The following is a 14,301-nucleotide window of genomic DNA, read 5'->3' on the forward strand; positions in this document are numbered from 1 at the left end:
ATCAGGACTGATAGGGCTTGGAGGCCTCCTCCAGGATCAGCCCGCTGGTGGAGTCGGCGATCCCGGACAGAATGAACTGCACCGCCATGGCGCACAGGATCAGGCCCAGAACCCGGACCACGATCGAAAGACCGATCCGGCCGAGCAGCCGCGAGATGAGCGGCGACGCCCAGAAGGACAGCATGGTGAGGAGGGCGACGAGGGCGATCACCCCGACGCCCGTGAGGGTGCCTGCGAGGCCATAGTCGCGCGCTTCACTGGCGTAGATGATCACGGTGGAGATGGCGCCGGGGCCGATCAGGAGCGGCATGGCGAACGGCACGATCATGGACTCGAAACGGCGCCGCGCCTGCGCCGCGCGCCCGCCCTCACCGGCCTCGTCCTCGCCCGCGGCGATGGACTCCGAGAAATCGTTCCGGGTCATGTCCAGCCCGAGGAGGAGGAGCAGGATGCCTCCGGCGATCCGGAAGGCGGGAAGGGAGATCCCGAAGAACGCCAGGAGGCTGAGGCCCGTAAAGAAGAAGAAGATCAGGAAACCGAGGACAAAGAGTGCGACAAAGACGGCGATTAGCCTCGCCGTACTGTTCTTGACCCCGCGGGTCGCGGCGGCGAACAGGGGTACGTTGCCCACCGGATCGATCAGGGCGAACAGGGCGATGAAGAAGTTGACGGCGAAAATCTCGGGGATCATGGGATTTGCTTAACCCACTTCGCTCCCGAAGCCGACACCGGAGACCGCAGGATGACCTCTCTCGTCGCCGATCCGCGCCTGATCGTACCCCTCGACCAGCCCGGACCTGAGGAGGCCCGGGCCCTCGTTGCGGCCCTCGGCGACCGGGTATGTTTCTACAAGGTCGGGCTGGAGCTGTTCGCCAGGGGCGGCATGGCGCTGGCGCAGGAGCTGAAGGACCAGGGAAAGCAGATCTTTCTCGACTGGAAACTACACGATATCGGCGCGACGGTGGAGCGGGCGGCGGCGGCCCTGTCGGATTCCGGCTGCGACCTCCTGACGGTGCATGCTGAGCCGCAGGTGATGGCGGCGGCGGTGCGCGGCGTCGGGCGATCCAGCCTGAAGGTGCTCGCCGTCACCGTCCTGACCAGCCTCTCGGACGAGGACCTTAAGGACATCGGCTATGCCTCCGGGGCGCGAAGCCTTGTCGAGCGTCGCATTCACCAGGCCCTGGCGGCGGGCTGCGCCGGCGTGGTGGCCAGCCCGCAGGAGGCCGAGCTGGCCCGCAGCATCGGGGGGAAGGACTTCCTGGTGGTCACACCCGGCGTCCGCCCGGACTGGGCCGCGAAAAACGACCAGGTCCGCGCCGCGACCCCTGCCGAGGCCCTGCGCGCCGGCGCCTCCCACCTGGTGTGCGGCCGCCCGATCTCGGCGGCGAACGACCCCGAGGAGGCGGCCCTGAAGGTCATCGCCGAGATGGCGTCGGTCCCCGCCCCGTCCGGCGCCGCCTGACCCTATCGGGGTCTGTGCCGAGCCGCCGCAGCGCCCCCTCACCCGGCTCCGCCGGGGGGCTCCCCCGCAGGGGAGCAATTGAAGGCTGTTGGTCTTTCCCGCGAGGTGCGTCGGCGCGGCTAGAAGTCGACTGCGATTCCCTTGCGCTCCCAGTCGCCGAAGCGGGTGGGTTCGAGGCCGGCGGGGCCGCCCTGCTCGGCGAGGCGCTCGGCCTCGGCGGCCTCGGCAGCCTTGCGTACAGCGGCCTCCTCAAGGGCGCGGCGGGCGGCGGGGGGCAGGACCTTGCCGGGGGCGGCGTTGGGCGGGAGCTCGTCTTCCATGGACCTCATCTAGGCGTCCGCGCCGTCAAACGCCAGTTGCTCTTGGGCCCGGAACCGGGCACGGGGGCCGCGTGACCGAACCCCGATCCCCCACAGGCCTCCCGGCCCGCCGCGCCGCCCTGGACCTTCTCACCGCCGCCCTTTCCCGCCGGGCGGGCCTGGAGGACGACCAGGCGGCGCCGGGACTGGCCGGACTCGAGCCCCGGGACCGGGCTTTCGCGCGGATGCTGGTGCTGACAGTCCTGCGCCGGCTAGGTCCCATCGACCGGGCGCTGGATGCGCGAATTCCCCGTCAGCCCCCGGAGGTCGTACGCAACATTCTGAGGCTTGGCGCAGCCCAGGCCCTGGCCCTGGGCGCCCCTCCGCACGCCGCAGTCAGCGCCAGCGTCGATCTGGCGGACTCCCTGCCGGCGGCCCGGCGCTTCAAGGGCCTGGTCAACGCCGTCCTGCGCGGCCTGCTGCGCGAGCCTCCCGACCTCGATGACCCGGAGGCCCTGGCGCCCGACTGGTTGCTGGCCCGCTGGAGCGCCGCCTTCGGCCGCACGGCCGCCCTGGGCGTCGCTTCGGCGATCGCCACCGAGCCAGAGACCGACCTGACCCTCCGTGACGATCCCGACCCGCTGGCCGGGGCGCTTGGCCTGTCCCACCTGGCGGCCGACACCTGGCGCACGGCCCGGCGGGGCGAGGTGTCCGCCTGGGAGGGCTTCGCCGAGGGCCGCTGGTGGGTGCAGGACGCCAGCGCCGCCGTGCCAGCCCGCCTCCTGCGGCCAAGGCCTGGCCTGTCGGCCCTGGATATGTGCGCCGCGCCCGGGGGAAAGACCCTTCAACTTGCAGCCGCCGGCGCCAAGGTCACCGCCATCGACCGCTCCGCCGCCCGCCTGCGCCGCCTGAGCGAGAACCTGGAGCGGACCAGCCTTTCCGCCGAGGTGATCGCCGCAGACGCCATGACATGGGACGACGGGCGAACCTTCGACGCCGTCCTGCTCGACGCCCCCTGCAGCGCCACGGGCACCTTCCGGCGCAATCCGGACGTGCTCTGGGCGGTGAAGCCCGGGGATATCGCGGTCCTTGTCGCCGCCCAGTCACGCCTGCTGGACGCCGCCGCCCGGCGGGTGAGCCCCGGGGGGCGACTGGTCTATTGCGTCTGCTCCCTGGAGCCCGAGGAGGGCGAGGGCCAGGTCGCCGCCTTCCTGAAGCGGCACGCCGACTTCGCCCTCGACCCCATCGCCCCCGGCGAGGGCGGGGCGCCGCCGGAGAGCCGCCGGGCGGACGGGACCCTCCGCATCCTGCCGATCCACCGCACCGGCGGGACGGACGGCTTCTTCGTCGCCCGCTTCGCCCGCCGGCCCAACCGCCGCGCCCGCCGGGACTTGGCGCAGGCGGCGGAGGCCGCTAAGTCCGCATCATGAGTCCGCGCCCGATCATCGCCCCCTCGATCCTCGCCGCCGACTTCGCCCGGCTGGGCGAGGAGGTCCGCGCCGTCCAGGCCGCCGGCGCCGACTGGCTGCACATCGACGTCATGGACGGCCACTTCGTGCCGAACATCACCCTGGGGCCCGACATCGTGAAGGCGCTGAAGCCGCACGCCACCGTCCCCATGGACGTCCACCTGATGATCGCGCCGGTGGATCCCTACCTGGAGGCCTTCGTCGAGGCCGGGGCGGACATCGTCTCGGTGCATCCCGAGAGCGGCCCGCACCTGAACCGGACCCTGAAGCGCATCCGCCAGCTGGGCGCACGGGCCGGGGTGGTCTTCAACCCCTCCACCTCGCCCTCGGTGATCGAATGGATGATGGACGAGGTGGACCTGATCCTCGTCATGTCGATCAATCCCGGCTTCGGCGGGCAGACCTTCATGCATTCCCAGCTGGCCAAGATCGAGGCCCTGCGCCGGATGATCGACGCCAGCGGCAGGGACATCGTGCTGGAGGTGGATGGCGGGGTGACCCCGGAGACCGCGCGCCTCTGCGTAGACGCCGGAGCCACCGCCCTGGTGGCCGGGACGGCCGTCTTCCGCGGCGGGCCTGAGGCCTATGCCGCCAACATCTCGGCCCTGAGGGGCTGACCGTCCCGCCGACGGTTTCCGGGAATCGCCTAAAGCGCTAGAAGACCCGCGTCCTGCGTGACTGGCGATACAGGTGGGCCACCACCGGGAAGCGCACGGACGCCATTGCGCCGCTCGCCTGGGCCGACCTCCTGACCTCCAACGGAGCGCGCCATGCCCGCAGCCCCCGACTTCCCGCCCGCGCCCGACCGCCTTCCCGTCCGCCGCGCCCTGATCTCGGTCTCTGACAAGACCGGCCTGGTCGAGGCCGCCCGCACCCTCGCGGAAATGGGCGTCGAGCTGGTCTCGACCGGCGGCACCCGGACGGCCATCGCCGCCGCGGGACTTGCGGTGAAGGACGTCTCGGACCTGACCGGCTTTCCCGAGATGATGGACGGCCGGGTCAAGACCCTGCACCCGGTGGTGCACGGGGGCTTGCTGGGGGTGCGCGACGCCCCGGCCCACGCTGCGGCCATGGCCGAGCACGGCATCGGCGGCATCGACCTCGTCTACGTGAACCTCTACCCCTTCGAGAAGACCGTGGCGGCCGGGGGCGACTTCGCCAGCGCCATCGAGAACATCGACATCGGCGGCCCGGCCATGATCCGCTCGGCGGCCAAGAACCACGGCTATGTGGCCGTCTGCACCGAGCTGGAGGACCTCCGGGAGGTGCTGGCCGAGCTGGCGGCGGAGGGGACGACCTCCCTGGTCCTTCGCAAGGCCCTGGCGGCCCGGGCCTACGCCCGCACTGCGGCCTACGATTCGGCCATCTCCACCTGGTTCGCCCGCGCGCTGGGCGAGACGGCGCCGAGGCGCCGGACCTTCTCCGGCAAGCTGGCCCAGACCATGCGCTATGGCGAGAACCCGCACCAGGCGGCGGCCTTCTATGTCGAGGAGTCCCCGCGCACCGGCGTGGCGACCGCCCGGCAGATGCAGGGCAAGGCGCTGAGCTACAACAACATCGCCGACACGGACGCGGCCATCGAGCTGGTCGCCGAGTTCGACCCGACGAAATCCGCCGCCGTGGCCATCATCAAGCACGCCAACCCCTGTGGCGTGGCCCTGGGAGCGGACCTGAAGACCGCCTACGGTCGGGCCCTGCAGTGCGACCCGGTCTCGGCCTTCGGCGGCATCGTGGCGGTCAACCGCAGGCTGGACGCGGCGGCGGCGAAGGAGATCATCAAGATTTTCACCGAGGTGGTTGTCGCCCCCGAGGCCGACGAGGACGCCATCGCCCTTTTCGCGAAGAAGAAGGACCTGCGCCTGCTGCTGACCGGCGGAATGCCCGACCCGCTGGCCCCGGGGGAGGTCTTCAAGCAGGTGGCCGGAGGGTTCCTCGTGCAGAGCCGCGACGCCTCGCGCCTGACGGCGGCGGACCTGAAGATCGTCACCAAGCGGCAGCCCACCCCCCAGGAGGTGGAGGACATGCTGTTCGCCTTCACCGTGGCCAAGCACGTCAAGTCCAACGCCATCGTCTTCGCCCGGGACGGCCAGACCGCCGGCATCGGCGCAGGCCAGATGAACCGGCGCGACTCCGCACGCATCGCCGCACTTCGCGCCGGCGAAGCGGCCGAGCAGGCGGGACTGCCCGAGAGCCTCGCCAGGGGTTCGGCCTGCGCCTCGGAGGCCTTCTTCCCCTTCGCCGACGGCCTGATCCAGGCGGCGGAGGCGGGCGCCACGGCGGTGATCCAGCCGGGCGGCTCGATCCGCGACGAGGAAGTCATCGCCGCCGCCGACGCCGCCGGCGTGACGATGGCCTTTACGGGCGTGCGGGTTTTCAGACACTAGTAGCGGGACTGCGCGGGACGCGCCCTGAAAGGTGATTGTGATGATGCTGCATAGACTCGCCGCCCTTGTGGCGCTGGTCTCGGTCCTGGGCTCCAACGACACGCAAGCCGCCGAGCTGGAGACCACAACACGGCCCGCTCCGGCCGAGAGGGTCAGGCCTGAGAGTGCGCCAGCCTGGGCTACGGCGACCCAACGGCGGACGGCCAGCTTCCTCGAAAGCCAGGCGGTGACCTCGGGCGTGCTGGTGATCGCGGCGAATTCCGCCGTCGCCGCGTCAGAGCGGGCGGCCCTTCTTCTTTCGCCCGAGGCGGCGGCGGCGCTCAAGAAGTCCGTCGAGGCCGAGAAGTTCGGCTTCGGAAGCGGGGAGATGCTGTCCTTGCGGGCGCTCGGCGGCCTGGACCAGGTGATTGTCCTCGGCTTGGGAGATGCGGCTCAGGAGGTGAACCTGAACTCGGCGGGCCAGGCCCTTGGAAGGTCCCTGTCCGGAGTGAAGGGGCCGGTCACCGTAGCGGCGGGTCCCCTCACCGGCGCAGGACTGGCGGAGGTCGCGATCGGGTTCGGCATCGGGGAGTACCGGTCGGACCTCCTCAAGGGCGGCCGCAATCCAGCGGATCCCGGGCCTGTTGTCTTCATGGGGTCAGGGGCGAAGGAAGCCGGCGCGATTTACCGGACCCGAGGCCTCGCCCTGGTGGAAGCGATCCAATGGGCCCGGGACGTCTCCAACCTGCCAGCCAACCTGATGTATCCTCAGGCCTTTGTGGAAAGCACCCGAGCGGCCTTCGCAGGGGTTCCGGGGGTCAGTCTGGAAGTGCTTGACGAGACGGCGATCCGTCGGCTTGGCATGGGAGCCCTTTCCGGGGTGGGCATGGGCTCGGTCCGGCCGCCGCGCCTGCTGGTCGTCCGCTACCGGGGTGCGGGCGTCTCTGCGGACCGACCTCTGGTCTTCGCCGGCAAGGGCATCACCTTCGACAGCGGCGGCCTGTCCCTCAAGCCGTCCTCCGGCATGATCAACATGAAGATGGACATGTCCGGCGCCGCTTCGGTCATGGGGGCCGTTCTCGCCCTCGCCAAGTCCGGCGCGCCGGTGAATGTGGCGGCGGTCGCCGCCCTCGCCGAGAACATGCCCGATGGCGCCGCCATCCGCCCCGGCGATGTCCTCACCGCCATGAACGGCAAGACGATCGAGATCATCTCCACCGACGCGGAGGGAAGGCTTGTCCTCGCCGACGCCCTCGTCTGGTCCGAGCGCAACCTGAAGCCGGCGGCCGTTGTCGACCTGGCGACGCTCACGGGAGCCATCCGGACCGCCCTGGGAGACGACTACGGTGGTCTCTTCGGCCGCGGGGACGCCCTGATGGACCGGCTGATGACCGCCGGGGAGCAGACCGGGGAACGGCTCTGGAAGCTGCCCCTGCATCCCAGCTACGCCGCCGACACCGCCTCGACGATCGCCGACATCAAGAACAGCGCCGAAGGCGGGGCCGGCGCGGGGACTGGCGCCTGGTTCATCGGCGAGTTCGTCAGCCGGGATGTCCCCTGGGCGCACATCGACATCGCAGGCGTGGCCTACGGGAGCGCGAACGCGGTCAAGCCGGCCGGTTCGGCGGCTTTCGGAGTGCGGCTCCTCGACCGGTTCGCCCGGGACTGGGGACGATAGCGCGCTCGCCTCAGACCGTATCGACCATGACGACCTCGGCGTCCTCGAGGGCGGCGATACGCAGCCGCGGCTCCGCGGCGATCGCGGCGCCGTCCCGGGTCCCGACACGAACTCCGTTGACCTCCACAGCGCCCCGGGCGGGCACGAGGTAGGCTCGCCGGTCATCTGCAAGCGCATAGTCCAGGCTCTCGCCGGCCTTCAGGGTGGCGCCCAGGACGCGCCCCGGGGTGCGGATCGGAAGGGCCTCGGCGTCCTCGGGGAAGCCCGAGGCCAGGGCGATGAACCGGCCGGCGCGCTCGCCCTTCGGAAAGGGTCGGGCGCCCCAGTAGGGCGCTCCGCCAGACATGGACGGCAGGATCCAGATCTGGAAGAGCCGTGTGACACCGGGCTCGCGATTGAACTCCGAGTGGCGGATCCCGGACCCTGCGCTCATGACCTGTACGTCGCCAGCCTCGGTGCGCCCGCTGTTGCCCAGGCTGTCCTGGTGGCTGATGGCGCCCTCCAGGACATAGGTGATGATCTCCATGTCCTGGTGCGGATGAGGCGCAAAGCCGCTGTTCGGCTGGATGGCGTCATCGTTCCAGACGCGCAGGGCGCCCCAGTTCATTCGGGCGGGATCCTGGTATCCGGAGAAGGAGAAGTGGTGGCGGGCTTGCAGCCAGCCGTGATCGGCGCCGCCGAGGGCGCCAAAGGGTCTCAGTTCAATCATCGCCGCACTCCGAAGTCTGAGGCTTGGTCTTTGCAGACGCAGAGATAGTCGCTAGCAGAGGCGAAGAAATCGAAACTTTGGAAAATCAACGTTTCCATGAGTAAACTTCCAGACCTTGAGGGACTGGCGGTGTTCTCCCGGGTGGCGGAGCTGAGGTCATTCACCGCCGCGGCCGCCAGCCTGGGCGTTTCCAAGGCCACCGCTTCCAAGGCAGTGAGCCGGCTGGAGGCGCGACTGGGGACGCAGCTGATCCACCGGACGCCCCGCAGGTTCTCCCTGACCGACGCGGGAAGGTCCCTGGCGGAGGCGGCGGCCTCCATGCTCGCTACGGCCGAGGCGGCGGAGGCGGGGGCCCTGGACCAGGCCGTCCGCCCTTGGGGCCGGATTAGAATGTCCGCCCCGATGTCCTACGGACTGGACCATCTCGCGCATCTCCTTCCCGATTTCCTGTCCGCGCATCCCGGGATTTCTATTGACCTCCAGCTCTCGGACGAAGTGGTGGACCTGGTCGGAGAGGGCTTCGACTGCGCCCTCCGGATCGCCGTCCTGCCCGACTCTCGCCTGACCGCCCGGAAGCTGAGACCCGTCCAGCTGCGCCTGGTGGGATCACCCGCCTATCTCGGACTACGTGGTCGTCCGGAAAGGCCTGAGGACCTCGAAGCGCACGACTGTCTCGGCTACGCGCACCGCGGAGAGGGCCAGATCTGGCGCTTCACTGGTCCCGGTGGCGAAGAAAGGGTCCAACGGCCAAGAGGTCCGCTGACGGCCAACAACGCCGACGCACTCAGGGCTTCGCTGCTGGCGGGCCTGGGACTGGCGGTCCTGCCGGACTTCGTCGTGGACGAAGACATTGCGGCAGGCCGGCTTGAATCGGTGATGACGGACTGGAGCGCGCCGGAGATCGGCATGCACATCGTCACGCCCGGCGGAGGCCCGCGACCGGCCAGGGTCATGGCCCTGATCCAGTTCCTGACGCGCAGGCTTGGTCGGCCGCTCCAGCCTAGAACGGTCGGGGCCTGACGCCATTGGCGCTGAAGTGAGCCAGCATCCGGGCCCAGGCGTCCTGGGCGGCCGCAGGGTCGTAGCTGGTCCGGTAGTCCGCGTGAAAGCCATGCTGGCTATCCGGATAGACGATGATCTGGCTTCCTGTCTTACGGGCGGCGGCAAGGGCGCTTCGCATCGCCTCGACATCCGTGAGCCGAATCCCCTGATCCTTGCCGGCATAGAACCCAATGACTGGCGCCCGCAGCTGCTCAACGCCCTGAAGCGGCCAGGGCCGGTTGGGTTCGCCCAGGAATTCACCCGGCTTGGGCGCTGTCAGGCGACCGTACCAGGCGGCCCCCGCGCGGAAATCGGGCATGCGCTGGCAGGCCAGCCAGACGATCGCCCCACCCCAGCAGAACCCGGTGATCGCGAGCCTGGACCTCTCGACGTAAGGCTGAGCCCTCAGGAAGCGAACGGTCCCTGCGAGGTCGTTGAAGATCTGCTTGTCGGTCGCAGCGCTGACGATCCGGCGGATCTGGTTGAAATCGTTGGTCTTCGATGGATCGCCAGAGCGGACGAACAGATCCGGCGCAATGGCGACATAGCCTGCACGGGCCAATCTCCGGCAGACATCCCGGATGTATTCGTGAAGGCCGAACACCTCTGAGATCACCACCACCGCCGCGAACCGCCCGCGCGCATCGGGCCGGGCGAGATAGGCCGGCGCCATCCGGTCGCCGACGTCGACCTCCACCTCACCGACCACAAGGCCGGCGGCGTCTGTCGTGATGGTCTGCGCCTCGGCGGAGAAGGCATAGAGCGCGTAGCCCCCAAAGGCCGCCAGCGCCAGCCGCCGCCGGGTCATTTCCAGATCCTCGGACCGGGTTCCCTCCGGTCGGGTCAGGGTCTTCATGATGCGCGTCTCCCTCGCCGGCTAACGCCGACGGAGGTCATTTGGCGATCCGGAAAGCCTCTGTCAAAGCCCCCGGCGACAGAAGCCAGGCGGGTCTTCCTATCCTCCGCCACCGGCGGCATTCTCGGAACGCGATGAAACCGACATCCATGACGCCCTGGACCGTGCGCTGTCTGACCCCGGCGGAGGTCGACCTCGCGGCGAGCGTGTTCGGAGCCGCCCTCAACGCTTCGCGGGTGCGGATTCTCGCGATCCCTTTCTGGCGGAGAGCCTTCGCTGCAGGCGGCTCTCTCATCGTCTGGCCGGCGCAACTCGCCCCAGGAGACTTCAGCACTGCCTGCCCGTCGGCACAGTCAGAACTGATCCACGAGCTGACCCACGCCTGGCAGGCCCAGATCGGGGTCAACCTGATCCTCGCCAAACTCAGGGCCGGCGACGGGCCCGGAGCCTACGATTACGCCCTGGGCTGCGACAGCGACTTCGGAAGCTTCAATATCGAGCAGCAGGCGATGATCCTGCAGCACGCCTTCCTCGCCGCCCGATCCCAGCCGGCGCCCTTCCCGGGGGAACGCTACGCCGCCGTCCTGGCGAGCACACCCTTCGCCGGGGCCCTAAGCCCCCTTGCCGCCTAGGGACTTTCCCCTTGCGCAATGCCGCTTCCGCACCATATCGCAGGGCGACGGCGTGGTTCCAGAAGGACCCGCCGGCGACCCTGAACTGTTCAAGGGGGCCGCAGGAAGGAGGGGTGCTTGGCGACGAGGCTCCTCAGGCGCGGTCCGCCAAATAGGAGCGTTTGAGACTCATCATGAGCAAGATCATCGGCATCGACCTCGGGACCACCAATTCCTGTGTCGCGATCATGGACGGCAAGACGCCGAAGGTGATCGAGAACGCGGAGGGCGTCCGAACCACGCCTTCGGTGGTGGCCTTCCTCGAGGACGGCGAGCGCCTCGTCGGCCAGCCGGCCAAGCGCCAGGCGGTGACCAATCCCGCCAACACCCTCTTCGCCATCAAGCGTCTGATCGGACGGAACTACAACGATCCGCTGGTGGAGAAGGACAAGGGCATGGTGCCCTATGACATCGTCCGCGGCCCCACCGGCGACGCCTGGGTCAAGGCCCAGGACAAGGACTATTCCCCGCAGCAGGTCTCGGCCTTCATCCTCCAGAAGATGAAGGAAGCCGCCGAGCAGCACCTTGGCGAGAAGGTCGACAAGGCGGTGATCACCGTCCCGGCCTACTTCAACGACGCCCAGCGCCAGGCCACCAAGGACGCCGGCAAGATCGCCGGCCTGGAGGTCCTGCGGATCATCAACGAGCCCACCGCGGCGGCGCTCGCCTACGGCCTCGAGAAGAACGACGGCAAGAAGATCGTGGTCTACGACCTCGGCGGCGGCACCTTCGACGTCTCGGTCCTGGAGATCGGCGACGGCGTCTTCGAGGTGAAGGCGACCAACGGCGACACCTTCCTGGGCGGCGAGGACTTCGACCTCCGCGTGGTCGACTTCCTGGCGGAGGATTTCAGGAAGGAAACCGGCGTCGACCTGCGGAACGACAAGCTGGCCCTGCAGCGGCTGAAGGAAGAAGGCGAGAAGGCGAAGAAGGAACTGTCCTTCACCGCCCAGTACGAGGTGAACCTGCCCTTCATCTCGATGAACGCCTCCGGGCCCCTGCACCTGAACATCAAGCTCACGCGGGCCAAGCTGGAGTCCCTCGTCGATGACCTGGTGTCCAAGACCCTGGGCCCCTGCGAGCAGGCCCTGAAGGACGCCGGGTTGAAGAAGTCCGAGATCGACGAAGTCATCCTGGTCGGCGGCATGACCCGCATGCCCAAGGTGGTCGAGACGGTGAAGGCCTTCTTCGGCCGCGAGCCGCATACCGGCGTCAACCCCGACGAGGTGGTGGCCCTTGGAGCCGCCATCCAGGCCGGCGTCTTGCAGGGCGACGTCAAGGACGTGCTGCTGCTGGACGTCACGCCGCTGACCCTGGGCATAGAGACCCTGGGCGGCGTCTTCACCCCGCTGATCGAGCGCAACACGACCATCCCGACCAAGCGCTCGCAGACCTTCTCCACGGCCGATGACAACCAGTCGGCGGTGACGATCCGGGTCTTCCAGGGTGAGCGTCCCATGGCGGCGGACAACAAGATGCTGGGCCAGTTCGACCTCGTCGGCATCCCGCCCGCGCCGCGCGGCGTGCCCCAGGTGGAGGTGACCTTCGATATCGACGCCAATGGCATCGTCAACGTCTCGGCCCGGGACAAGGCGACCAGCAAGGAGCAGTCGATCCGGATCCAGGCCAATGGCGGCCTTTCGGACGCGGATATCGAGGCCATGGTCCGCGAGGCCGAGGCCAACAAGGCCGAGGACGAAAAGCGCAAGGCGGTGGTCGAAGCCCGCAACCAGGCCGAAGCCCTGATCCACTCCACCGAAAAGGCCCTGGGCGAACATGGCGACAAGGTGGGTGAGACTGAAAAGGCGGCCATAACCAGCGCGATCGAGGACCTGAAGAGCGTCCTGGATGGCGGTGACGCCGAACTCATCACCACCAGGACCCAGGCCCTGGCCCAGGCTTCCATGAAGCTCGGGGAGGCGATGTACGCCGCCCAGCAGGCCGGAGACGGCGCCGCCGCCCGCGGCGGCTCGGACGACGTGGTCGACGCCGAGTTCGAGGAAGTCACCGACGACGGCAAGAAGGCCTGAACCTGACCGGGACCCGGCCCCGCCCCGAACAGGGGCGGGGCCGCAATCCTTTCGGAAAGACGCACCGGAACGCCTGACGCCTCATGCGCGACTATTATGAAATCCTAGGCGTCCCCCGCGACAGCGACGAGGCCGCCCTCAAATCGGCCTTCCGCAAGCTGGCCATGGAGCACCATCCTGACCGCAACGGCGGTTCGGAGGAGTCCGCGGGCCGGTTCAAGGAGATCAACGAGGCCTACTCGGTCCTCTCTGACCCGAAGAAGCGGGCCGCCTACGACCAGTTCGGCCACGCCGGCGTCAACAACGGCCAGGGCGGCGGCGGGGCCGGTTTCACCGACATCAACGACATCTTCTCGGAGGTCTTTGGCTCCGCCTTCGGCGACATGTTCGGCGGTGGTGCACGACGGGGCGGACCGTCCCGGGGCCAGGACCTGCGCTATGACCTCGAGATCACGCTCGAACAGGCCTATGGCGGGTCAGAGGTCGAGATCACCGCCGCTACGGCAATGACTTGCGAGGCGTGCGATGGCAGCGGCGCCAAACCGGGAACCAGCGCCACGACCTGCCCGACCTGCGGCGGCGCCGGCCGGATTCGCGCCTCGCAGGGCTTCTTCGCCATCGAACGCACCTGCCCGCGCTGTAACGGGGAAGGCCGGATCATCAGCGACCCCTGCACCACCTGCCGCGGCCATGGCCAGGTCCGGAGGAACCGGACCCTCCAGGTGCGGATTCCCGCCGGCGTGGATGACGGCGCCCGGATCCGGCTGGCGGGAGAGGGAGACGCAGGCGCCAGGGGCGGTCCCCGCGGCGACCTCTACATCTTCGTCTCTGTCCGGCCGCACGATCTCTTCGAGCGCGAAGGGCTGGACCTGCACTGCACTGTCCCCGTCCCCATGACCACCGCCGCCCTCGGTGGTGAGATCGAGGCGCCGTGCCTGCTTGATGGCGACGAGTCGCATGGCCGCCTCTCGGTCAAGGTGCCGGAGGGCTCCCAGACCGGCCGCACTGTGCGGATCAGAGGGCGCGGAATGCCCGCCCTGCGCAGCCGGGAGCGGGGCGATCTGGTCGTCGAGCTCTTCGTGGAAACCCCGACCCGGCTGAGCGCCCGCCAACGGGTTCTGATGCAGGAGTTCGCTGACCTCTGTGGGGAACAGCAGCACCCGGAGTCCAGCGGCTTCCTGAACAAGGCCCGCAAGTTCTGGGAAGACGTCACAGGCGGGTGATCCAGCGCTTCGGCCCCAACCCCTCAGGGCCCGCGATCGCCGATCCGTCACTGCGACCGGGGCGTCTCCCGACGCGTGAGGGGCCCGCTGGACCTAACCCGAGATTGCAGCAGCGTCAGCCTCGCCGGTGCGGATGCGCAGGGCCTTTTCGAGGTCCATGATGAAAATCTTGCCGTCGCCGATCTTCCCGGTGTTGGCGCTGCGGGTGATGGCCTCGACCACGGCGTCGGCGATATCAACAGGCACGGCGATCTCCAGCTTGACCTTCGGCAGGAGTTTCACCTCGTACTCGGCCCCGCGGTAGACCTCCGTCTTGCCCCGCTGACGTCCGTAGCCACGCACCTCCGTAACGGTCAGGCCCGACGCACCGGCCTCGGTAACCGCTTCGAGGACCGCGTCCAGTCGGCTTGGCTTGATCACGGCGACGATCATCTTCATGGGCGGCCTCCGGGCGTTTCGCGCCAGACTAACGCTGATCACGGCCGCCGGCCAAGCCCACG

The 14,301-nt window shown here is 69.0% G+C and carries 14 protein-coding genes and 1 riboswitch; of the genes, 9 read left to right on the forward strand and 5 right to left on the reverse strand.

Annotated elements, in window-relative coordinates:
- Position 1 precedes the first annotated feature (1 nt).
- Entirely contained in the window at positions 2 to 691 is a 690-nt protein-coding gene (locus INE98_RS01025) for a MarC family protein (RefSeq protein ID WP_293535907.1), read from the reverse strand.
- Between the two features lie 51 nt (positions 692 to 742).
- Here INE98_RS01025 and pyrF point away from each other — a divergent pair, with 51 nt between their 5' ends.
- Entirely contained in the window at positions 743 to 1,462 is a 720-nt protein-coding gene (gene pyrF, locus INE98_RS01030; protein ID WP_293535909.1) for an orotidine-5'-phosphate decarboxylase, read from the forward strand.
- 119 nt (positions 1,463 to 1,581) lie between these two features.
- Here the strand turns inward: pyrF and INE98_RS01035 are convergent, their stop codons facing one another.
- A complete protein-coding gene (locus INE98_RS01035; RefSeq protein WP_293535911.1) occupies positions 1,582 to 1,791 on the reverse strand; it encodes a DUF1674 domain-containing protein in 210 nt (69 codons plus the stop codon).
- 62 nt (positions 1,792 to 1,853) lie between these two features.
- On the opposite strand from INE98_RS01035, the gene INE98_RS01040 reads away from it, so the two are divergent.
- The 4 genes from INE98_RS01040 to INE98_RS01055 all read left to right on the forward strand — a co-directional run bounded on the left by INE98_RS01040 (position 1,854) and on the right by INE98_RS01055 (position 7,271).
- On the forward strand, positions 1,854 to 3,191 hold the full coding sequence (locus tag INE98_RS01040; protein WP_293535912.1) for an RsmB/NOP family class I SAM-dependent RNA methyltransferase: 1,338 nt from the start codon (positions 1,854 to 1,856) through the stop codon (positions 3,189 to 3,191).
- Complete coding sequence (gene rpe, locus INE98_RS01045) at positions 3,188 to 3,847, forward strand: ribulose-phosphate 3-epimerase (RefSeq protein ID WP_293535913.1); 660 nt, start codon at positions 3,188 to 3,190, stop codon at positions 3,845 to 3,847. Before INE98_RS01040 ends, rpe begins: the two co-directional genes overlap by 4 nt.
- A gap of 47 nt (positions 3,848 to 3,894) precedes the next feature.
- Positions 3,895 to 3,978: riboswitch (ZMP/ZTP riboswitch) on the forward strand.
- A 22-nt stretch (positions 3,979 to 4,000) separates the two neighbouring features.
- Positions 4,001 to 5,614 (forward strand): bifunctional phosphoribosylaminoimidazolecarboxamide formyltransferase/IMP cyclohydrolase, encoded by a 1,614-nt coding sequence (gene purH, locus INE98_RS01050; RefSeq protein ID WP_293535914.1) that lies wholly within the window; start codon positions 4,001 to 4,003, stop codon positions 5,612 to 5,614.
- Between the two features lie 40 nt (positions 5,615 to 5,654).
- Positions 5,655 to 7,271, forward strand: coding sequence for a M17 family metallopeptidase (locus INE98_RS01055; RefSeq protein ID WP_293535915.1), 1,617 nt, complete (start codon positions 5,655 to 5,657; stop codon positions 7,269 to 7,271).
- Between the two features lie 10 nt (positions 7,272 to 7,281).
- On the opposite strand, the gene INE98_RS01060 is transcribed toward INE98_RS01055, so the two are convergent.
- Positions 7,282 to 7,980, reverse strand: a complete 699-nt coding sequence (locus tag INE98_RS01060) for a pirin family protein (RefSeq protein WP_293535916.1) — start codon at positions 7,978 to 7,980, stop codon at positions 7,282 to 7,284.
- Between the two features lie 96 nt (positions 7,981 to 8,076).
- On the opposite strand from INE98_RS01060, the gene INE98_RS01065 reads away from it, so the two are divergent.
- A complete protein-coding gene (locus INE98_RS01065; RefSeq protein WP_293535917.1) occupies positions 8,077 to 9,000 on the forward strand; it encodes a LysR family transcriptional regulator in 924 nt (307 codons plus the stop codon).
- Here INE98_RS01065 and INE98_RS01070 read toward each other — a convergent pair.
- A complete protein-coding gene (locus INE98_RS01070; protein ID WP_293535918.1) occupies positions 8,981 to 9,877 on the reverse strand; it encodes a dienelactone hydrolase family protein in 897 nt (298 codons plus the stop codon). The genes INE98_RS01065 and INE98_RS01070 overlap by 20 nt on opposite strands.
- Positions 9,878 to 10,011: 134 nt before the next feature.
- On the opposite strand from INE98_RS01070, the gene INE98_RS01075 reads away from it, so the two are divergent.
- The 3 genes from INE98_RS01075 to dnaJ all read left to right on the forward strand — a co-directional run bounded on the left by INE98_RS01075 (position 10,012) and on the right by dnaJ (position 13,801).
- Complete coding sequence (locus INE98_RS01075; RefSeq protein WP_293535919.1) at positions 10,012 to 10,509, forward strand: hypothetical protein; 498 nt, start codon at positions 10,012 to 10,014, stop codon at positions 10,507 to 10,509.
- A gap of 173 nt (positions 10,510 to 10,682) precedes the next feature.
- Positions 10,683 to 12,578 carry a molecular chaperone DnaK gene (gene dnaK / locus INE98_RS01080; RefSeq protein ID WP_293535920.1) on the forward strand — a complete coding sequence of 632 codons (1,896 nt, stop codon included), beginning with the start codon at positions 10,683 to 10,685 and terminating at the stop codon, positions 12,576 to 12,578.
- A gap of 83 nt (positions 12,579 to 12,661) precedes the next feature.
- On the forward strand, positions 12,662 to 13,801 hold the full coding sequence (dnaJ, locus tag INE98_RS01085) for a molecular chaperone DnaJ (RefSeq protein WP_293535921.1): 1,140 nt from the start codon (positions 12,662 to 12,664) through the stop codon (positions 13,799 to 13,801).
- A 93-nt stretch (positions 13,802 to 13,894) separates the two neighbouring features.
- Here the strand turns inward: dnaJ and INE98_RS01090 are convergent, their stop codons facing one another.
- Entirely contained in the window at positions 13,895 to 14,239 is a 345-nt protein-coding gene (locus INE98_RS01090; protein WP_293535922.1) for a P-II family nitrogen regulator, read from the reverse strand.
- Between the last annotated feature and the right edge of the window lie 62 nt (positions 14,240 to 14,301).

This window comes from Phenylobacterium sp., assembly GCF_020253645.1.
Taxonomy (GTDB): Bacteria; Pseudomonadota; Alphaproteobacteria; order Caulobacterales; family Caulobacteraceae; genus Phenylobacterium.